The 21,478-nt window shown below is 48.8% G+C and carries 13 protein-coding genes and 1 pseudogene; 3 read left to right on the forward strand and 11 right to left on the reverse strand.

The genetic code is table 11. The annotated features are described in order from the left end of the window. Both H8B09_RS14250 and H8B09_RS14255 read left to right on the forward strand, forming a co-directional pair. The gene (locus H8B09_RS14250) at positions 1-933 is read left to right on the forward strand and encodes an alpha/beta hydrolase (protein WP_191204182.1); all 933 of its coding nucleotides are present in this window, start codon (positions 1-3) and stop codon (positions 931-933) included. 54 nt (positions 934-987) lie between these two features. Beyond that, complete coding sequence (locus H8B09_RS14255; RefSeq protein WP_191204183.1) at positions 988-1,419, forward strand: DUF3237 family protein; 432 nt, start codon at positions 988-990, stop codon at positions 1,417-1,419. Positions 1,420-1,823: 404 nt separating this feature from the next. Here H8B09_RS14255 and H8B09_RS14260 read toward each other — a convergent pair whose 3' ends face one another. Continuing rightward, positions 1,824-3,890, reverse strand: coding sequence for a family 43 glycosylhydrolase (locus H8B09_RS14260; protein ID WP_191204184.1), 2,067 nt, complete (start codon positions 3,888-3,890; stop codon positions 1,824-1,826). Positions 3,891-3,936: 46 nt separating this feature from the next. Then, positions 3,937-5,844 (reverse strand): carbohydrate-binding protein, encoded by a 1,908-nt coding sequence (locus H8B09_RS14265; protein WP_191204185.1) that lies wholly within the window; start codon positions 5,842-5,844, stop codon positions 3,937-3,939. Positions 5,845-6,307: 463 nt separating this feature from the next. Here H8B09_RS14265 and H8B09_RS14270 point away from each other — a divergent pair, with 463 nt between their 5' ends. Next, positions 6,308-8,470, forward strand: a complete 2,163-nt coding sequence (locus H8B09_RS14270; RefSeq protein ID WP_191204186.1) for a carbohydrate-binding protein — start codon at positions 6,308-6,310, stop codon at positions 8,468-8,470. Between the two features lie 36 nt (positions 8,471-8,506). On the opposite strand, the gene H8B09_RS14275 is transcribed toward H8B09_RS14270, so the two are convergent. The 9 genes and pseudogenes from H8B09_RS14275 to H8B09_RS14325 all read right to left on the reverse strand — a co-directional run bounded on the left by H8B09_RS14275 (position 8,507) and on the right by H8B09_RS14325 (position 21,477). Then, a complete protein-coding gene (locus H8B09_RS14275) occupies positions 8,507-9,799 on the reverse strand; it encodes an ABC transporter substrate-binding protein (protein ID WP_191204187.1) in 1,293 nt (430 codons plus the stop codon). A gap of 83 nt (positions 9,800-9,882) precedes the next feature. After that, positions 9,883-12,090, reverse strand: a complete 2,208-nt coding sequence (locus H8B09_RS14280) for an alpha-galactosidase (protein WP_191204188.1) — start codon at positions 12,088-12,090, stop codon at positions 9,883-9,885. An 81-nt stretch (positions 12,091-12,171) separates the two neighbouring features. Continuing rightward, positions 12,172-13,002 (reverse strand): carbohydrate ABC transporter permease, encoded by an 831-nt coding sequence (locus H8B09_RS14285; RefSeq protein WP_191204189.1) that lies wholly within the window; start codon positions 13,000-13,002, stop codon positions 12,172-12,174. Between the two features lie 20 nt (positions 13,003-13,022). Further along, positions 13,023-13,934, reverse strand: coding sequence for a carbohydrate ABC transporter permease (locus H8B09_RS14290; protein ID WP_191204190.1), 912 nt, complete (start codon positions 13,932-13,934; stop codon positions 13,023-13,025). Between the two features lie 108 nt (positions 13,935-14,042). Further along, on the reverse strand, positions 14,043-15,368 hold the full coding sequence (locus H8B09_RS14295; protein WP_191204191.1) for an ABC transporter substrate-binding protein: 1,326 nt from the start codon (positions 15,366-15,368) through the stop codon (positions 14,043-14,045). 165 nt (positions 15,369-15,533) lie between these two features. Further along, positions 15,534-17,165, reverse strand: coding sequence for a helix-turn-helix domain-containing protein (locus H8B09_RS14300; RefSeq protein ID WP_191204192.1), 1,632 nt, complete (start codon positions 17,163-17,165; stop codon positions 15,534-15,536). Beyond that, a complete protein-coding gene (locus H8B09_RS14305; protein ID WP_318152621.1) occupies positions 17,162-18,967 on the reverse strand; it encodes a sensor histidine kinase in 1,806 nt (601 codons plus the stop codon). Before H8B09_RS14305 ends, H8B09_RS14300 begins: the two co-directional genes overlap by 4 nt. A gap of 273 nt (positions 18,968-19,240) precedes the next feature. Next, positions 19,241-20,252, reverse strand: a pseudogene (locus H8B09_RS30500) (IS3 family transposase); the annotation flags it as partial. A gap of 331 nt (positions 20,253-20,583) precedes the next feature. After that, positions 20,584-21,477 carry an ABC transporter ATP-binding protein gene (locus tag H8B09_RS14325; protein WP_191204195.1) on the reverse strand — a complete coding sequence of 298 codons (894 nt, stop codon included), beginning with the start codon at positions 21,475-21,477 and terminating at the stop codon, positions 20,584-20,586. Between the last annotated feature and the right edge of the window lies 1 nt (position 21,478).

Here is a 21,478-nt window from a genome sequence, read left to right on the forward strand (position 1 = left end):
ATGAATAAGAGGGCAGCGGACATCGCAGCAAATGAAACTCCCGAGGGGACCCAGATTCTATATGGCGAGTATGGCGAGAAAGGAACGTATTACTCCTGCTCCTATCGGCCGAATGTTGTCTATGCCCAATACGGAGAAGTGGAAAGAAGATTGCAGATCATCGTTCCGCATCGCGCTGGATACAAATTCCCTTTGGTTGTATTTGTTCAAGGCTCCGCATGGAGACCGCAAGATCTGTATGCTGCCATTCCGAACCTTTGTCATATAGCGGCCAAAGGCTACGTTGTCGCAAGCGTCGAGATTCGGCACACGGACCTTGCCCAGTTCCCGGCCCCTGTCGAAGATGTCAAATGTGCGATCCGGTTTATGCGCAAACATGCGGAAGCGTACGGGGTTGATCCGAATCGGGTTGCGGTATGGGGTGATTCATCAGGCGGACATCTTGCATTAATGACGGGGCTTACCATTGGTGAATATGATAACGGCCTCTATAGTGAACAATCAGATGAGGTGAGCGCCGTTGTTGATTACTATGGCGTTTCGGACCTGCTAACGTTGGGCAAGTATAATGACATCCTTGATCATGATGCTGCTGATTCCCCGGAGGGGCTGCTCATCGGTGGGAGTGTGCCGGAACATCTCGAATTGGCGAAGAAAGCAAGTCCGATTCATCAGAATCTGGATAAGAGGCTTCCGCCTTTTCTCATTGTTCATGGAGACAGCGATCAGATCGTGCATGTTAACCAGAGCATTGAGATGTATAAGGCGCTTAGAAACAGCGGGCAGAACGCAACCTTCTATAAAGTAGCTGGGGCGGATCATGGGGCTGGGATATGGAACCCTCAAGTGCTGGATATGACAGAGAGGTTCTTGGCTGCTAATCTGCATCGGCCGAATGTCGATAAGCCTCCTTTTCAACATGAGGTTGAATAGAATGTCATAGACAAGGCAGGTTCTGATTCTATTGAAGTAAGTGAGGTCGGCTGCATGGAGTTGGAGAAGCTGGAGAAAGTGCTAACCATACATGTTCGTATCGAGCGAACGATCGAACTACATCAAGACGATGGCGATTCCGTTGTAATGATCTCATTTACAGGCAATGCGACGGGGGAATTTTTTCAAGGGGAAATTCTTGAAGGCGGAATCGATACGCAGGTGATAGGAAGGTCAGGCGGACGGCACACACTGTCTGCCAGGTACATGCTGCAAGGTAAAGATTATGAAGGTCAGGCCTGCCGCATCTACATCGAGAACAATGGCGATGCGAACAAGCAATGGAACGATGCCCTGTTCCGCACTCGCCCTTCGATTATTACGAATAGCAAGGCATTATCCTCATGGAATAACGATCTATTCTTAGGCGAAGGATTCCCGACGGAATCGGGAGTCGATATTACCATTTATAGATGGGTGCAATAAGAGGTTATTTCCCAATAATCTAATAACAGAAGGGGCTGTCTCACAAGGTCATGTAAATTGATCTTAGGATAGCTCCTGTTTTTTTCTTAGTAAGACTCAGTAAGAAACCGTTCCTTGGTAAAATGGAAGATGCGACCCACCATTTACGGAACGGTTTCTTTGTAAGTTCGATATACCGTGTTACAAAGTCCGGCAAGAGCTTCTTGGCGATCGGAATAGCTTTAGTGAAACCGGTCCGACGCCACCTTCATGCGGATGAAAGAAGACCACATGCGCAATACTAGAAATGGCGATTCGGGGATGTCCCTGAACCGCCATATCTGTTCGTCCTTCACTAAAATGAGCTATCTCATCGATGAAGTTAGCCTACTTTTGGGGCAGCCCTTCCTTATGCGCCCTATGTTCTATTGCGCTGACACATTGATGTTATCGATATTCGGCCCTTCCGTTCCAGTCGTTACAACTCGTAATGTATTCGTCCCGCTGTTCATCGGCACCTGGATCGTCTTCTCCGCCCACGTCGTCCAGCTGCCGGTCGCCGTGAATGCCGCATTGGAGACTACTTTGGTTCCATTCACGTATACATCCAAATTTCTTGTGCCCGAAGCGAGCGCATACCGAAACTTCACATTCTTCGTTCCCGTGACCGCGCAATAGATATTGTTCCATTGCACAGCCGCATCGGTCGCGGCATTAAAGTTGACATAGCCTGTACCGGTATACCCGGTATTCAACGTCTCCACAATAGAATTGGTTAAGGACGTCCCCGTCTCAGCTTCGTACGTGGTCCCGCTTCCACTGCTCCCATTACCTCCCCCATTTCCAGATGCAGAAGTAAAGAATCGGAACCAGTTGACGTCAACATATCCGCCGGAAGCTGCTGTTGTATAGTTGAAGATGCCGAATTTGTCGCCCTGGAAGAAACCAAGGTCAAACGGCATATTCAGTTGACCGCCCAACTGGATGAAGTTCACGTTATCCGTACTGTACAAGAAAGTTGCTTTGTTCACTAGAAGGTCTGCTTTAGCCCTTAAATACACAAGGTTACCGTTCAGAATTGGTCCTGTGGTAACGGTGCCTGATGCGTCCTCCTTCGCATTGATCGTGGCAACTATTCGCTTAACACCTCCGGACTTAGTCACCCCTATCCAACCATAAGGAATATTGAGTAAACTTAATCCTGCATTGTCTCCATCCAGCATATTCGTCGTATCCAACTCGATCGTTCCTTGAGAATCCGGACCTTCCACCCGCTGCGTCAAAGTGTTCGTCGCTCTCCACAGGCTATTGGCATTCTTCGCATGCAGTCTCAAGTAACCTGAACGCTCGCTCAACGACCACTTCGTATTGTCAGGATAATGGTTCCATTGCCACTGTACGCCAAGCGAGGAAGAGGTGAATTCATCGGTATTCGGGATCGTCATAATGGGATAAGTTAACCCGACATTCGGTTTACGGTATGTGATCGGCACACTTCCCATGGGATAACTGATGCCTCCAATTGTCACATTGCGTACCGTAGCAGGATCACCTAGTATCGGCCAATCGTTCTGCCACTGCATCGGGATTAGAATATCTCTACGCCCCAAGCCGTTGCCATCTTGAAAGGCGTAAAACCACCATTCGCCGGTCGGCGTATCAATTGGACCACCTTGGTGTATCTGAGCTCCGCCTGGAAGTGTTGGGCCATCTAACAGTATCCTCATCTCATAAGGACCATAAATGTTCTTGGATCTCAGTAGGTAGGTATAGGATTCTGGTGGTGTAGAGTTGCGGAAAATATAATAGTATCCATTTCGCTTCACTACATGTGTGCCTTCTACCAAGTAGTTGCCGGTTACTCCTTCTATCCGTGTCGTAACCGTGCTGCTTACGACCGACTTGTAATCAGCGCTTAATTTCGAAACCTTCACATCATTAGCCTCAGAAATAATGTATCCGGTCCCGTCGTCATCAATGAATAAGCCTGGATCGTGAAAACCTTGGTTGTACACCGTCTTCGTATAAGGGCCTGCCGGATTCAAGGCTGTGAACATGATAAACTTGCCTTGCGCCTGATAGAAGCCAACATAATAAGTACCGTTGCGATAAGCAATCGTCGGCGCCCAGCTGCCGTGCCCATAATCTTCGAACGTATTGGTTAATGTATACGACTTTCCCGTTCCGTTAAGATCGGCTGTCACATATCCGACAATTTCCCAATTAACCAAATCCTTGGAGTGCATAATCGGCACCGATGGGAACGAAACGAAAGTGGAGCTGACCATGTAGAAATCGCTTCCTACCCGAATGGCACTAATATCGGGGTAATCGGCATTCAGAATCGGGTTCGTAAACGTCCCGTCTCCATTATCCGACTGCCAGGCGAATGCAGGAACGTTAAACGATAATAGCATTCCGAATGCCAATAGGAAGCTGAAAGCCTTAATAATCCTGAGTCTGCCCTTACGTTTACTACCTCTATTATTCACGCTGGATTCTCCTTCTCTGAGTAAATTGCAAACCTGCTTCGGAAGATTAGTTGGTGTATTCCAAATAATCGACGTAGACATCCCATGTGCCGTTATCGGTTGTAACGATTAGCTTGACTTCTACAGGGCCTGTCGCATGCGAGACATTAGACAACGTCTGGACAGTTGGCGTCGTTCCGGTGAAGTAGAAGGAACCGACCGTCGTTCCGTTAATTTGCAGGTCGACCCGCGCTGTCGAGGTGTTGCTGGATGCACCGCGAAGCGAGAATGTGTGGGTGGAGAACGCAAAATATTGATTGTACGAGGCATAATCATTGTTAGCGTAGAACACCCCGCCATTGAAAGGAGAACTTACCTTTCCGCCATATGGACCACCAATCGTCATATCCTCTACTTCTATCCTTGTTCCATTCGAGGTCGATGAATTTTGCGAGAACTGCCAGTAGTCAAAGTTGAACAAGCTGCTGGCGCTCGATCCCGTGAACACAAAGAAAACTTTGTGCACGCCTGTTGCATTGCTTACTGTTGTACTTAGTTCTTGCCAGTTCTGCGTTCCTCCGGTAGAAGGCACATTCAAGGTACCGACGAGCGTACCTGTCGGGCTGTCAAGACGGATTTCGATACTGCCGCCTACGACAGATGCTACATTCGCCTTGAACGACTTCGCTCCGCTCGAGCCGAAATCAGCATTGCCTACGGCGACCCAATCTCCATTGCTAATATTGGTCACGTCCATGTTGTTGAACGGCCCGCCTGTCGCTTGGCTTACCTCCGTCGCAATCCCTGCATTCCAGCCGATCGTCTCCGCTTCCGTTCGATTGTAAGGATTCAGATTGGCAATCTGACTAACACCAACCATGTTTCCTTGCACTTCTTGAATCGTTCCGTCCGCGTTATAGAACAGCTTATTGATATGAGGAGAGCGGTAGCCTTTGCCCGATCCCAGCAGAGCTTGGCTGACGGTTTGGGCGTGATAGACGACATACCACTGATTATTGAAGTTAAACACCGCATGATGGTTATTGCCGCCCGAACCGAAGAACGCACCAGGGTTTTTCAGAAAATGACCCGCATACGTGAATGGTCCCATCGGACTGCTGCTCACCATATAGCCGATTTCACCTGCTGGATAAGCAGCTGGATGCGTACCTGAGAAATTCATGCAATACGAATAGTAGTATTTGCCGTTGTACTTATGAATGCCCGAATCTTCGAACATATAAGGGGCATCAATCATGACAGCGCTTCCGTTAACACTCGTCATATCAGCACCTAGCCTGATGACTCTGGCCGTCTTCGGATTCGCGATGATCGCCGGATCTGAATTATTCGGGATGCCGCCGCCCATGTACAGATAACCTGTACCGTCGTCGTCTACGAGCACTGCCGGATCAAACAGCCAGGTAACGCCGGACATGCCTGGCGTATTGAGCGTTACAAGCGCTTTGCCAAGCGGATCTGACCATGGTCCTATTGGCGTGTCCGATGTGAGTACGCCGATTCCTGATGCGCCATTGCCGAAATAGAGGAAAAACTTATCCTTTCCGTTAATCGTCTTTTTGGCGACCGACGGCGCCCAAGAGAGCGACGCCCACTTGGCAATGCCCGCTCCATTATTTGCATTATTATAGCCTGCTACCGGAATGGAACCATGATCCGTCCAGTTCACCATGTCGGCGGAGGAGATCACATTGATTTTGTTCAAAGCGCTGTAGTCATTGTCTTTGATCGTTCCGTTGCTGTTGTAAACATAAGCATCGCTTGACATGTAGACGTAGACTCGACCGTTATAGGTCAGTGCGAAAGGATCCGCCCCTAATTTGTGATCCATCAATGGATTACTGTTTCCGGGGATTTTCGCAATAGAGCTGTTAGCGGCATACGCAGACGTTAAGGATAAACAGCTTAACAGCAATGTGAGCGATAATAATAAAGAACTCAATTTCTTAAACATAACTTGCCTCCTTGTAAATTAGGTTTTGTTTTGCGCGGTCACACAATCTGAGTGACGGTTGCCTGATTCGTTGCCCTTCCTCCTTTCACGATAGTGAAGTGCGGGACGTTGTCGTCCCATTCCATAATAAAGCGCTTTCTTTGTCCGAAACATAGAATTTTTTGTTCATTTGGTGTAAAATTTTTGAATTTATAACAATTGAATCTAACGAACTATATAAGGAAGCATTCCTTTTCTTACCGCTTCTTTCTCTTTTCTTCTCTTACACCTAGAGGTGGTCATAAAGTGTAAAAAAAGGAGTGTAAGCCGTCAATTTCATTCATTTCTTCCTCAAGCTCATTTCTATAAGATGGATTACAGCACCCGCAAGAAAGGAGGACTAACGGGAAAGACAAGCACTTTTGAAAAGGCTTTCATCGTTATGCAAATGTAATTGACTTTAATTGAGTGGGGGAATTATCTAATGAAGAAATCGATATGGTTATCATCGCTTCTAAGCGCTGCGCTTCTCGTTGGCTTATTGCCTGCAGGAACAAGTCACGCCGCTAACCCACAGTTGATGGTTGATCTTTCCGCTAATACGGGAGCAATCAAACACGGAGCTACAGGCTTTCTTTATGGTCTTAGCGATCCTGGCGTTCCGAGCGACAACATGCTCATACCGCTTCAACCGCAAACGATATCCCAGAAAGCGCCCGACGGTCTGCAGCATCCTAACGGCGATGCCCTAGTCGTGGCCCCACAATTTATCCAAGCGGGCGGACGCCAGATCTTGATCGAGATGCAGGATATTTATCAGAACTGGCCATATGAGAACAACGGATTAGCCGATTATTTGACGAAAGTCGATACGATTGTAGGCAAAGTGCTTGCAGATCCTAACCGCGATGTTTACGCGTTTATTCCATTCAATGAGCCGAACTGGATCTGGTACAATTCATCTGACAAGCTGCAAAATTTCTTTAATGATTGGAAGACGGTTGTCCAACGCATTCGCACGCTTTATCCCGCTGCCAAAATTGCAGGACCTGCCTACGCCTACTATAACGCGAGCGCATACAGCCAGTTCATGACCTTCGCCAAAAACAACAACGTCCTTCCCGATATCATGGTCTGGCATGAGCTGGACAACTCTTTCGTCGCCGACTGGTATACGCACTACAATCATTACCGGAATATCGAGACAAGCCTTGGCATTGCGCCTCGGCCGATCGTCATTAATGAATATGGACGGGCATCGATCGATATCGGCGTCCCCGGCAATCTCATTCAATTCATTTCAAGATTCGAGAACAGCAAGGTAGACGGCAATCTCGCCTATTGGACGACGGCCGGCAGCCTTAATGATCTGGTTACACAGAACAACCGCCCAACCGGCGCGTGGTGGCTCTATAAATGGTACGGTGAAATGACCGGCAATACGGTACAGATTACACCGCCATCGCAGAATGGCTATTTGCAAGGCGTTGCGACGCTTGACAACTCCAAGAAGCAAGCGCGTCTTATTTTCGGCGGATCGCAGAACAGCACGGATGTATTCAGTACGGATGTTGTCGTTAAAGGTTTCAGTTCAGCATCCTACTTCGGCAATGCTGCGCATGTTACCATATGGGGAGTCGATAATACGGGGTCTAACCCTTCCGACGTTCCGTATGTCGTCCAGGAAGGCGACTATGCTATAAGCAACGGTCAAATCTCGGTGACGGTGAACGGCATGAAAGCACTCTCCGCCTATCACATGATCGTTACACCGGATAAGGACTTGTCTACCGTCGGAAGCAGCACTCGATATCAAGCGGAATATGCGAAAATCACAGGCACTGCCGCAATTACGTATGGCTCAACAGGCGGTTATTCCGGCACCTCATTCGTTGAAGGTTATGGCGGCACAAACAATGCAAGCACCAACTTCGTTGTGAACGCAGCGGCGAACGGCTATTATGACGTTACTGTCCGCTATGCTGCGGGACCTTTCAACAGCGCGCCTTCCACACGAGCTCTGCGCATGGATGTAAACGGCAGCACGCTGACTGATCTATCGCTCCCTGCCACAACGAGCTGGGATACGTGGAACAACTCCACCATTCGAGTATTCCTTACGGCCGGCATTAACCGAATTGATCTGAAAGCATTCACGAACGATGAATCGGATGCGGTCAACATTGACTATATTGATGTTATTCCGGCTGCCGGCACAATTACAACTTATCAGGCTGAAGCGTCCGGCAATACTCGTGGAGGCGCAGCCTCCATCTCAAGCAGCGCAAACGCAGCAGGCGGAAGCGTTGTAGGCTGGATCGGCGGAGGAGCGGCGAACTATCTTCAATTCAATTCGGTCACTGTGCCGACATCAGGGCTCTATCGCATGGTCGTCACTTACGCCAACGCAGAAGTAATTGGTACTCACGCTTACAATAACAATATTGTGAACCGTTACGCAGACATCAGTGTCAATGGAGGTTCTGCGAAGCGCCAATACTTCCGTAACACGCTAAGCTGGTCAACTTTCTATACAGCAGTCGTCGATGTCCAATTAAACGCCGGCAGCAATACGATTCGTTTCTCTAACAGCAACGCCTATGCGCCGGATATCGATCAGATCTCTATTGCCGCAGCTCGCAACTAAGGCTATTTAAGTAACGAAAGACAAAAAAGAGCCCAATTACGGCTCTTTTTTGTTAGCATTGTCAATGGCAGTCTGAATTTCCTCCAGCGTCTTCTCCAAGCTCTGTCCCGCCAAATAATGATTCACACCTTCTTGAATCTTAACCTGCAGCGATTCTGTTGATACCGTATGCGGCCAATATAATACAGCGTCCGATCGAGTGACGAACGAAGCGATCTCCTTCGCAATAGGATTCCCCAGTGTGGAGCCCGAGATGGAAGGAACCGCCTGCGCTCCTTCAGCCAGCTTCTCCTGCGTAACTTTACTGCTCATGAACGCAACGAAAGCCTTTGCTTCCTCCGGATGCTTCGTCTTGGCATTAATGACCCGATAGGTGCCTATGTTAATGTTAGGAACCGTCTTCTTCTCACCGGGAACCATCATGAATCCAATCTCAAGATTATGGTCTCTCTCCAGAATGCTTGGTATATCCCAAGTGCCCGTAATAATCATCGCTGCTTTCCCTTTACCGAACAGATCCTTCGACTGTTCGTGCTTCATGCTGCTCCAATTAGAGGGGACGAAACCTCGGTTAATGATTTCCTTATGCTTCGTAATGGCATCTACGAAGATACCGTTGCGAATTGGTATTTCCCCGTTCTCCAGCTTTCTGGTCCATGCCTCGTCCGCCCCATTATTCGACATCATCGATCCCCAGAAGAATTGAGCCGTCGACCAATAGGAATCCGTAGCTACGGGAACGATTCCCGCTTCTTTCAATGTCTCGCATACAGCGATGAAGTCAGTCCATGTTTGCGGAATACGCAATCCAAGCTCGGCAAATATTCGCTTGTTATAGAGAAGACCATCGCTGTGCATGACTTCGGGCACCCCATATACCTTACCGTTAACCGTGACGGGCTGCAGGACATGAGGAACGAATCCGTTTAAGAAATCGGATCCCGTCAAATCCAAGTAGACATTCGAATTGAGCTTGCGAAACTCTTCGAACAGACTCGGCGACCATGTATCGAACACGTCAAGCTGCACGCCGCCGAGCAGTCGGATCTTGATGCCTGCCATATAATTCGCATTCTGTATAAAATCAGGCTCAATCTTAATCGTTGGATGTGTAGCTTCAAACTCTTCAATCGCATCGTAATACACTTTGCTTGCCTGCGCCGTATCCAGCAAATAGCTGGCATAACGCAAGGTTATGATTTCGTCTCCCGGCGGCTTGTCCGCTTCGCTGCTCGGCTTCGAACTTGCACTGCAGGAGGACAGCGATAATGCAATAAGGGCAGCGATTGCAATCGCTGCCGCACACCATGATCGATCTCTCTTCTTCATACCGACGCAGTCCCTCGCCCTCTTAACCTCGTACCTAACATGATACGTGAAAGCGTATTCGCGTACAACCCGGCTTCTTCTATCTATACTTCGCTTAGGTATATCAACATGGAGGCAAAATCGCCCCCGGACGCGGAGAGCTCCCGATTATCAATAACAAGCCCCGCACTCATGAGCTCGTCGCCGTAATGGATGCGAGTCTTGTCGCTGTTCACGCAATAGCGTTTGCCCTCCGCTAGACCCGCCAGTTTCAATCGGCGCCAAGGCCGATTCGCCATATTGAGTGCTTGATAAAAGCCTGCCAGTGCCTCGTCCTGATCCGCCGAAACAACGCACCAAGCCGTCTCCTGGCCTTGGAACGGATCGAGCAGACGATAGAAATCCCCCTGCTGAATCAAGGTTCGGTTACCTTTTACGAAGGCAACCTGCAGCCGTATGATCTCCCGCTCCTCTTCCGTCAGTTCGTTCAAATCCAGCTCATAGCCGAATGCGCCGAAGTAAGCAACATTCGCCCGCGTCTCTAATGGCGTCACCCGCCCTACCTGCTGATTAGGCACCTCGGAAACATGTGCGCCCATGCTGCTAAGAGGATAGACATAAGAGGTGCCGTACTGGATTTTAAGCCGTTCGATCGCATCTGTATTATCGCTTGTCCATGTTTGCGGAGCATAGTAGAGCATGCCGGGGTCGAACCTTGCACCGCCGCTGGAACAGGATTCGAACAGCACATGCGGGAACGTACTCGTAAGCTTGTCATACAACTTGTAGACGCCAAGGATATAACGATGGAATATGGTGCCTTGATCCGCCTTGCTATGGGCAGCCGAGTAACACTCGGTAATATAACGGTTCATATCCCATTTCACATACGAGATTGCCGCCTCCCGCAGAATGGCTGACATTCGGTCAAACAAATAATCGACGACCTCGCTGCGAGACATGTCGAGCACATATTGATTGCGCGATGGCGAAGAAGGGCGGTCTGGCGTTGCAATGATCCAATCGGGATGCGTACGATACAGTTCGCTGTCCTTATTCACCATCTCTGGCTCGAACCAAAGTCCGAAGCGCATCCCCAGCGCTGCAATCCGGTCGGCCAAACCTTTAATTCCACCTGGCAGCTTATCCCGATTGACGAACCAATCGCCAAGACCGGATCGATCATCGTTGCGAGAGCCGAACCATCCATCGTCAAGAACGAACAGTTCGATCCCGAGCGAACTAGCCGTACGCGCGATTGCAAGAATGCTCTCTTCATTGAAATCGAATGAAGTCGCCTCCCAGTTATTGATGAGGATCGGCCGGACTCGATCGCGCCAATAGCCCCGAGCCAACCGCGTCCGGTATAATCGGTGGTACGTCTGGCTCATTCCGTTCAGGCCTTTGCATGAATAGACCATAACCGCCTCTGGCGTTTGGAATGATTCGCCGGGGGCAAGCGTCCATTCGAATTGATCGGGGTGAATCCCGAGCGAGACTCGGGTCATGTGATGGGTGTCAACCTCAACCTGCGCAAGGAAATTGCCGCTATAGACTAGACTGAACCCATAAACTTCGCCGGTGTGCTCGTCCGTATTAAGCCGCTTAAGCGCAATGAACGGATTAAATTCCGCGCTGCTTGCTCCGCGTAAGCTATGAACGCTCTGCACCCCTTGCTCAATCCGGGACGACTTTACATGCCGTTCTCGACTCCAAGCCCCCGCCAGACGCACCATCTCGAAGTCGTAGTCAGGCAGGTCGATCGATGCACTTAAGGCACGGGTCAGTGCTATAATGCCATTCCCCTCATTTAAGAACCTCGCGCATCTTGCAATCGCTGGCAGCGAACTGAAGATCGTGTAGCTCAGCACAAGCCTAACCTTGAGAACAGGGTCCTGCAGGGTGATATCCAATGTAACTGCTTCCTCTATATTCTCGACATACGTTGCTGGCAGGCCATCCGGCTTGCCTTTGCCAAGGTATATCTCGTGCGACTCGTATTGGAAACTCGTTATGCGGCTTCCGTTCTCGGCTCTTATCTCATAGGCCGGATGACGGAAATCGGTCGTGCCGTAGGACGGATATTCCTGCCTCGTATGCTGAAGCGATAGGAAATAATCATCCTCGAATACATAAGCTGCCAGCGAACGCAGCCCGCCTTCCAGCAAGTGTCCGAACGATTCCCGATCCGATAGTCGTTTGCCGTAATACAAATGACCAAGTTGACCGTTGTCTAGAATTTTGATGATATAGCTGATCTCTTCATTAAACAGATGAAACTCTCCGGATTGCTCATGATAAATGATTCCCATATGGCAGCAACCTCCTGTTATTGGTCTACAACAATAATGAGAGGCCGGCCGCAGCCAGCCTCTCCGCATACTAGCCTTGTGTTACAGTTTGCCGCCTGAAGTTGCAATACCCTCGATAAATTGCCTCTGGAATAGGACATATACGATCAGCATTGGCCATATGGCAATGACGGATGCCGCCATAAGCTCTGGATAATTGACCGAATAAGCGCTTTGAATTTTGGCAAGCGCCGACGACAGCGTCGCTGCGCTAGAGCTCGTATTGACAATCATCGGCCACATCATATCTTTGAAGGCGAACAGAGCCGTGAATATGCCAAGCGCTACCATCCCGGAACGGGCCAGCGGCAGCATGACCTTGACGAACACTTGGCCGATGTTATAACCGTCAATCTTGGCAGCTTCCTCAAGCTCTTTGGGCAGACCCATAAAAAACTGGCGAAGCAAAAACGTGCCGAACGCGCTGACAAGACCCGGAAACACAAGCGCGAAGATCGTATTGCGCATGCCCATCGAGTCCACCATCAAATATTGCGGGATGATGAAGATTTGCGTCGGCACCATCATTTGAAACAGAACCAGACCGAACAGCAGATTGCGCCCGGGGAACTTGAGCCGAGCGAATGCATAGGCCGCCATTGCGCTGAATAGCAGCGAGCATAGAATCCGTAACGCTATCATTGCACTCGTATTGAAGTATAGGATCAAGAAGTTGTTCTGTTTGAACACTGCCGAATAATTGCTCCACTTCCACTCCGAAGGCAATAGTACGAACGGATTGAGCGACGTCGATTCCGCTACCGACTTGAACGAAGTGAGCACCATCCATAGAAACGGAATGATCATCAAGCATGCGCCGATCAGCAGAATGACATGAATGGCGAAGGTCGTCAGCTTGCTCCTTGTATGCATGGTAAGTAAACCTCCTGTGCCTACATGTATTTAACCCATTTTTTCTGAGCTCTCATTTGAATGACCGTGATGATCATAATGATGGCTAGCAGCAGCATCACGATCGCCGATCCGTAGCCTTTGTTGGAATACTTGAATGAATTATTGTAGAACAAATAGACAAGCGACACGGTGTTGTCATAGGCGGGATTCTGAATATCGATCATCATGTAAATCACATCGAATACTTGCATCGCCTGAATAATGGACGTGACGAGGACGAAGAACAATGCCGGCGATAGAAGCGGGACCGTCACAACGACAAATTGTCGCAGCTTGCCGGCGCCGTCAATCTCGGAAGCTTCATAATAATCTCTCGGAATCTCTTGAAGGCCTGCAAGCAGCAGCACCATGTTATAGCCGACAACGCTCCATATGCCGATGATAGCGATCGATACTAGCGCTACGTTCGGATCAGTCGTCCAATCGACAGGACCCAGACCCAACTTCGACAGTCCGTAATTGATTAAACCGAACTTGGTGTTATACAGCCATCTCCATACCATCGTGACAGCTGCCGGGGCCGCAATCATCGGAATGAAATAGATTGTTCGATATAGCGATTTGCCCCTCAATTTGCCGTTCATGAGCACGGCGGCTATCAGCGCAATAACGATGCTGGTCGGCACCACCATGACGGCATACAGAAGCGTATTCTTGACGGCATGCCAGACCTGATCGTCGGACAATAGCTTTCTATAGTTATCGAAACCGACAAACAAATTGCCTTTTCCGAAATCTCCGCTTTTAAAGAAGCTCATATACAACGTTTGACCAATCGGGATAATGTTCAAGATGATCAAGCCGACGATCGTTGGCGCGACTAGAAACCATCCCCAATACCATTCGTTCAACATGCTCTTGGATATTCTATTTGCTCTGGCATTCGTCATATTGTTCTCTCCTATCAGCCGTTGTGCATAGGTGAAAGGCGGCAGCCCCCTGAGGGCTGCCGCTGCGGTCTTATGTCCTAATCGAGCTGCCCGACTGCTTATAGCCGATTATTTCTCCGTTGCGAGACTTTCGTTCATGATTTTCGCCGCATTCTTCGCCGCTTCTTCAACCGTTTGCTGACCAGTGAAAGCTGGCTTGAGCGCTTCATACGCTTTGTCTTCCCACACAGCCGTCGTATTGGAATACGGACGGATCACAGCATATTTGACCATATCGACGAATGCTTTGACATGGAAAGTCGTGTTCGAGGAAACCCACTGTTCAGCTGCTCCGTCATAGGCCGAGATTGCGATGCCCAGCTCCGCTTGACGGAATTGGCCTTCCTTGGAGCTTAAGTATTCGACGAACTTCCAAGCTTCTTCCGGATGCTTCGTGTTGTGCGCGATCGCGTTGCCAAGGCCGTTAAAGATCGTCGCTTGCTTCTTCCCTTTCGGAAGCGGCGCTACATCGAAGTTTTTAGCCATATATTCGTTCGCAGTGAAGCCCGACAGATTCCACGAGCCGAAGAAGCCCATCGCAGCCAAGCCGTTCTGCATAGCCTCCGCACGTTCGCTATCGCCATAGACTTCTGGAGACAGGCCTTCGCGGATAAAGTTAATATAGTATTTCAGCGCTTCGATCGTGTTCGGATCATCGTAACCGGACTTCTTGTCCGCCGTAATGATCGTACCGTCATTCTGATAGACGAAGTTATAATAGCCCTCTTGATTGTGGAAAGGCGTCAGAATGCCGTACTTGCCGTTCTTCGTAAGCGCCTTCGCCGCCTTGTACAGATCGTCCCATGTCCAATTCTCGTTCGGGTAAGCCAGCTTCGCCTCATCGAACATCGTTTTGTTGTACCACAGGCCAATCGTGTCGAAATCTTTCGGAATCGCATACTGCTTGCCTTCGAAGTTATAGATCTGCGTCAGGCCCGTCGGGAACTTGTCCATCTCTACCTTCTGGCTGTTCTTGATGCGGTCGCTCAGATCCAGCAGCATGTCGTTGGATGCATAACGATAAATTTCATTGGAGTGCATCCAGAAGACGTCCGGGAGAGAGCCGCCTGTTGCGCCTGCCTCCAGCATCGTCCAGTAGTCGGACCAGCCCGTCACTTCGATTTTCACCTTAATGCCCGGGTTTTCTTTCTCGAACTCATCGACGATCGTTTGCAGCCCTTTCGCCTGGTTGGAATCCCACATCGCGTAAGTCAGGGTCACTTCCTCGCCGCTGGCTTTCGGCTCCGCGGTGTCGCTGTTTCCCTCCGACTTTACCGCAGGAGCTTGATTGGTTTCTTTGTCGGAACTTGAACTTGAACCCGAGCTCCCGCATGCTGACACAACAGCCATCAATACCATCAACACAAGCAGCATCGACAATCCTTTTTTCTTCATGTAATACGTACCCCCTCGATTAAGTTAGGCTTTCTTTTGTGTACAGCCCAATCATATCGAACCCCCTAATGACAATAAATTAACGATCTTTACTCTACAGCTTCCTTTCTTTACTGCTTCCGCTGGATAAAAAAAAAAGTACATAGAGAACTATGCACTTTTTTACTAAATGTATTCTTTTTTATCGATCATTAATATGGAACGGTATTCTTCAGGTGTTTGACCCATTAACTTTTTGAATAATTTACTGAAATAAGCCGTATTAGGATAACCTACACGATCAGCAACCTCATACACCTTCATCTGCTTGTTCTGAAGCAATTGCTTCGCCTTCTCCATTCGAACCTCGGTGAGAAAGCTAACGAAGTTGGAGCCGGTCTCTTGCTTGAACACGCGACTAAGATACGAGGGATTAACGTTAATCTGTCGTGCGACGGATTGCAGCGAAATATCCTCGGCATATTGCTGCCTGATCATCTCGCTAGCTTGTTCAGCATAGCTTCGGCTCTCGTAGAGAACGTCATTTTGAGTTTGGCACTGTTTCAAATATTCGAGTACGATACCGTGCACATCTGCAAGTCTCTCTTCCCGGAGCAGCCGTTCATAGGGGGAATCTCCAGGTCCGAACCAAGGAACGCTAGGATAACAGGATGTAATAAGGGACAGCACTCGAATATACGATTTACGCGATGCGCGTTCCGTTACGCCGCCAGCGTCCAGCCTGTTACGAAGTTTCTCCAGATAAGCCGCTCCATCCCCGCCATCCTCCAGCATACGCCGAAACTGATCCTCTTCTTCGCGGCTTAGGCCGAAGCTATCATCCTCGCGGGGCTTCCAACCCAACGATTGGTAATATACGACCTCGTCCTGCGAAACGAAGAACCGTTCCTTTAATGCTGTATCAGCCTCAAGATACGCGCGGCGAAGCCCTCCGAAACCAGGAACCGTACCGCTCACGCCAATAGAAATCGTTATATGAAGGAAGTCTTTCATTGCAACCGTGAGACTTGTAAACAAATCGTCCAACCTGTCCATTGCGAGCGCTTCACCGACATCGCTATTGCTTTTGTCTGACGGAACATTAAGAACGAGGATGTATTCAGCCGAGCTCTCCACGATCAGTTCCTTGTTCCACTTACGCGGGATAAGTTCCTCCAACATGTTCAAGACGGCATAGCGGAGCAGCTTCTCGTCTTGCTCGACATATTTCAGCTTGATCTCCTCGAACCGGTCGATTCTCAGCTTTACGACAACCATGCGATCCGGGGTTAGCCGGATGTTCAGTGGTTCTCTACTGCGTAGGATATCTTCCTCCTGTCGAAACCCGCTGAACATCTCCTTGAACAGTGTTTCCTTTAGAAACCCGATCCCCTCTTTGTAATGCTTTTGTAGAATACCGTCCGCATTGCCCTGCATTCGTTTCTCGGCGTTCTGCTTCACAATATCGAGCACGTCGAGCAGCTGTTGCTGTTTAATGTCGCTCTTGATCAAATAATCGACTGCTCCCAGCCTGACCGCTTCCTTCGCATACTGGAATTCGTCAAGACAGCTAAGAATGACATACTGGCAGTGCTGCAGCTTGCTTGATGCTTCGCGAATCAATTCAATGCCATCCATAACAGGCATCTTGATATCTGTGATGATGAGCTCCGGCATATACAGCTGGGCGAGTTCCATCGCTTCCTTGCCGTTTGCTGCCTCTCCGACGATATGAAAACCGTAAGATTCCCAATCGATCATAGATTTGAGGCCAATTCTCATTAGGATCTCATCGTCAACAATGATGACGTTCATCATGGCTTTTCCCGTCCTTTGTGTGCTGGAATCGTAATGATGAAAGTGGTGCCGGCTCCCAATTCGCTTCGGAATTGAAGGCCGTACTTTAATCCGAATACGCGCTGAAGCCGGTTATGCACGTTGGATACGCCGATACTCCCGGAGCTGCCTCCGGAATCGGCCATACGTTTTCTTAGCCGTTCAGCCGTTTCAACGTCCATGCCCTTCCCGTTATCGGATATCGTAATTCTAACCTCTTGCTCATTGTGCCTTGCTGTCGATATCGTAACCAAGCCTTTCTCATCCAAGTCCGCGATTCCATGAAAAATACAATTTTCTACGATAGGTTGAATGGTCAGTTTCAGAATCGGGCTGTCGAGCGTCTCTTCCTCGATATCGAAGTGAACAGCGATTTTGTTGAAGTATCTGACCTTCTGGATCGTCAAATAATGTTGTATATTTTCGATCTCATCACGAACCGTTACGAGACGATTCTCCGTCTTGGCCGAATAACGAAGCAGCGAAATGAGTGCCTCCGTCATCTCTACGATTTTGTCTGAGCGCTGCATCGAAGCAATCCATTTGACTGAATTCAACGTGTTATACAGAAAATGAGGATTAATCTGGGCTTGCAGCGCCCTTATTTCTGCCTCAGCCTTCTCCTCTTGCTCCTGATAGATCCGCTCCACCATATCCTTTAGCTCGGATGACATATGTTCGAAACGGATAGCCAGCAGGCCAATTTCATCGTTGGACTTTACAGCGGGTAAATTGTCAAATTTGCCCTGCTCGACTAAAGTCATGTTGTTCATGAGCCGTTTGATCGGCCTAGTAATCAGATTCGAGAAGTACAAAGAGCTAGCAAAAGCAAAAATGACAAGAATAACAACGATTAGCATTAGATTTCGTTTCAGTATATCGCCCTCAACGGCCAGCTCATCAACCGGCATGTACAGATAAGTGGTCCATGCGTGCTGCTCGAACTTGGAACGAATTAGAATATAATCCTTCCCTTTCGAGGTTACGACCTGGCGGTCCGACAAAGTCTCCGGCGATCCCCCAGCGAACGGAAAAACTTCCCGAAACGGTTTATCCATCAAACTGTAGTCGTTATTGAATATAACATTATCGTTCGCATCGACTATCGTAAAGGCCGATTTGCTGCTCGTTCCCAGTCTCTCATTCAATTTATTAATAAAGCCTAGATCGATGCTGACGACCATAATCCCGAGAAGGCTTCCGTTATCTATATCGTATATTTTTCTTGCGTTCAATATGGCCCAGTTCTTATCGCCTTTCGTCTGCTTATCCAGTATCGTAGGAACGTCGATCGTAACGTCATCCGACTCCAGAAACTGACGGAACCATGCTTCATTGGCAGGATAATAGGTATAGTCAATCGGTTTATTGGAACTAATATACAGATCCTTCCCGTGGTTTAGGTTGTACACATAAACGGAGAAGGCCCGATCCTTCATTGTAATATAGTTCATCAGCAGCTGAGTTGCTTGCTCCTCGTTGCTCTTGGAATCATCCCTCAAATAGTTTTGAATAGGATAGTTTTCTTGCGAAATGGCTGAAGCGTAGCTGTTAATGCCATAACTTGAAATAAGCGATATTTGGCGAGTATCGTCGAGAAACTCTTCAATCCGAATATTGGACTGCCGCGATACGTCCATGAGCAGATCGGTATATTTGCGCTCCAACAATTGCTGTGAAGAGAGATAAGAATTAATGAACATCGTGAGGATCGGAACGAGAATAAGCAGTAGAAAAAACACCATCATTTTCGTCTTAATGCGCACAAACCGTACACGCTTCACGAAACGAATCACCGCCGATGTGGAATGAATGAAGAAGAAATGAAGAACTAGATTTCCCGAAACTTTGTCGAATCTAGTGAAGCACGAATGAAAGCGGTCGTCAATATCTTCCTTGTTTCGATACCGATATAGGCGTGACGAATGATCGAGTCGGTTAGTGTTTGGGGTTAGATAAAGAACAAGCGGGGATTGCTTAAGAGGATGCATCAAATAAGTAGAAATGGCGGTTCAAGGTGGTCTTAGCCCCGTCAAGTGGACAGTGAAAAAAGGTGTTTAAGCAGCGATCTTTTCCCGGCACTCCACTGGGGAGAGATCGCTAAGTTTTTTCTGAAATCGTTCATAGTTGTAGTACGTTATGTATTCAGCAATTTGTTTCCGTGCTTCTGCTTCATTGTGGGGTCTCTCTAGGTACAGTTTCTCTGCCTTGAGATGAGAAAAGAATGACTCTATACAAGCGTTATCATATCAGTTACCACGTCTTGAATGACTCCCTGTAAGACCATTCTCCTCTAGAAGGTTGCTGTACCTCTTAGTCGTGTATTGAAAGCCTTGGTCTGAATGCAATACAGACCCTTTTGCTTTTAGCTTCTTCACCGTGTTGAGCACGAGATCCAAGTCATTTCGTGCAGATAATTCCCATGCAACGACCTCGTTGTTGTACAGATCCAAAACGACGGACAAATAGACAAAATCATGCCCAGTCCTTACATAGGTGATGTCTGTCACAAACTTTTCTAGGGCAGCCTCAGCATTGAACTGACGATTGAGTACGTTGGGGAAGACCACGGACGGTTTTCGACCTGCAAAAGGGCGCTTTTTACGGATAACAGAACGGATTCCCAGCTCTCTCATTAGCCGGCGTACCTTCTTGTGGTTTACTTGGAATCCTTCCTTACGCAGTGCAGTACGCATGCGTATGTAACCGAAATACGGCCTTACGCGGTGAATAGCCAAGATATGCTCTTTGATGATTGTATCCTCATCCAGACGGGCTAGACGGGCTTCTGAAGTTACTTTCCACTTGTAATAACCAGCTCTCGATACTTCTGCAATCTTACATAACATAATGATCGGGTAGTTCTGAATCATTTTTTCGATGGTTCTGACCGGGCTTGCTTATCCAACTCCCCTCCCCATGCAGATTCGGATTGAGCTTTTTTAGATATTCAACCTGCGCTTTCAAATATGCATTCTCTTCTTCCACGCTACTGAAATGCTTCTTGATCCAACGTCCTCGGTAATCCTCAAATGATTCTCCAGCTTGAAATTTCCTTACCCACTCAAGCCTTTTCTCACTTTTTCCAATAAGTCGAGCTGCCTCAATGAGCTTTCTCAACGGCCAGATTAACCGTTACATCACTTGCCGCGGCATCGAAATCTAGGTGTATTCCAAATAATCGACGTAGACATCCCATGTGCCATTATCGGTTGTAACGATTAGCTTGACTTCTACAGGTAGAACACCCTTAAGAATGCATTTTGCCCGAAGAAACGCAAATTAAAAAAACTGCCCTCTCTAACGGCCGGAACACCAAGCTCGTTTCGAGAGAAGCAGTTATAGCCATTGCGCTTGCTAATGCTGCGCTTATTCCAGAACCTAGTAGATTCACTGCCGATTAACCGGTCTTCGTATCCTCGGATGGATACAGCACGATACGGCCATCCTCCACCTCGACGCGTACCTTGTTGCTATCCTTGAAGCTGGCCAAATCCAAGTAGCCCGCCGGAATTTGCAGGCGTCCCGCCTTATCCAGCACCGCATATTCGATATGGCTCTCCGACTCCTGCTCCGATTGCTCCGTATCCAGCTGTGATAATTCGTCAGCATAGGATACTCTGCGAATCATCTCCGCGCTCGTCTTGCCGTCCCGAATCTGAACGACACGATCTACCTTGCGAGCCAGCTGCGGATCATGCGTAACGATAACGATCGTAATGCCAATCGAACGGTTCAGCGTCCGAAACAGATCGAGCACCTGGTTGGACGTCTTCGTATCGAGCGAGCCGGTCGGTTCATCAGCCAGCAATAGACGCGGCTCATTGGCAAGCGCGATGGCGATGGCTACCCGCTGCTGCTCGCCGCCGGACAGCTCGCTCAGTCGATTCTTCACCCGATGACTGAGGCCGACAGCATCGAGCAGCTCCAGCGCGCGTGTACGACGCCGCCTGCCGCGGAGCATCATCGGCAGCTCGACATTCTCGAGTGCGGTTAAGTAAGGGATCAGGTTGCGGGCATTGTTCTGCCACACGAACCCGACCGATTCACGCTTGTATTTCACGAGATCCCGCTCTTTGAACGTCAGCAGATCCTTCTCGTCTACGAACAGCTTGCCGGCTGACGGCTTGTCGAGGCCGCCCAGCATATTGAGAAGCGTCGACTTGCCGCTGCCGGAATTGCCGATGATCGCCATCAGCTCTCCTTTCTCAACGGTCAAGTCAAGCCCTTGCAGCGCAACGACTTCCAGATCCGCTGTCTTGTAGATCTTCACAAGCCCTTCGCAATGAATCATA

The organism is Paenibacillus terricola (genome assembly GCF_014779765.1).
Classification (GTDB): domain Bacteria; phylum Bacillota; class Bacilli; order Paenibacillales; family Paenibacillaceae; genus Paenibacillus_T; species Paenibacillus_T terricola.

Excerpts from the sequence above, each read along its gene's own strand:
- H8B09_RS14250 (WP_191204182.1), top strand. The coding sequence starts at position 1 with ATGAATAAGAGGGCAGCGGACATCGCAGCAAATGAAACTCCCGAGGGG.
- H8B09_RS14270 (WP_191204186.1), top strand. The coding sequence starts at position 6,308 with ATGAAGAAATCGATATGGTTATCATCGCTTCTAAGCGCTGCGCTTCTC.
- H8B09_RS14265 (WP_191204185.1), bottom strand. The coding sequence starts at position 5,844 with ATGTTTAAGAAATTGAGTTCTTTATTATTATCGCTCACATTGCTGTTA.
- H8B09_RS14280 (WP_191204188.1), bottom strand. The coding sequence starts at position 12,090 with ATGGGAATCATTTATCATGAGCAATCCGGAGAGTTTCATCTGTTTAAT.
- H8B09_RS14290 (WP_191204190.1), bottom strand. The coding sequence starts at position 13,934 with ATGACGAATGCCAGAGCAAATAGAATATCCAAGAGCATGTTGAACGAA.
- H8B09_RS14255 (WP_191204183.1), top strand. The coding sequence starts at position 988 with ATGGAGTTGGAGAAGCTGGAGAAAGTGCTAACCATACATGTTCGTATC.
- H8B09_RS14300 (WP_191204192.1), bottom strand. The coding sequence starts at position 17,165 with ATGATGAACGTCATCATTGTTGACGATGAGATCCTAATGAGAATTGGC.
- H8B09_RS14325 (WP_191204195.1), bottom strand. The coding sequence starts at position 21,477 with ATGATTCATTGCGAAGGGCTTGTGAAGATCTACAAGACAGCGGATCTG.
- H8B09_RS14295 (WP_191204191.1), bottom strand. The coding sequence starts at position 15,368 with ATGAAGAAAAAAGGATTGTCGATGCTGCTTGTGTTGATGGTATTGATG.
- H8B09_RS14275 (WP_191204187.1), bottom strand. The coding sequence starts at position 9,799 with ATGAAGAAGAGAGATCGATCATGGTGTGCGGCAGCGATTGCAATCGCT.
- H8B09_RS14285 (WP_191204189.1), bottom strand. The coding sequence starts at position 13,002 with ATGCATACAAGGAGCAAGCTGACGACCTTCGCCATTCATGTCATTCTG.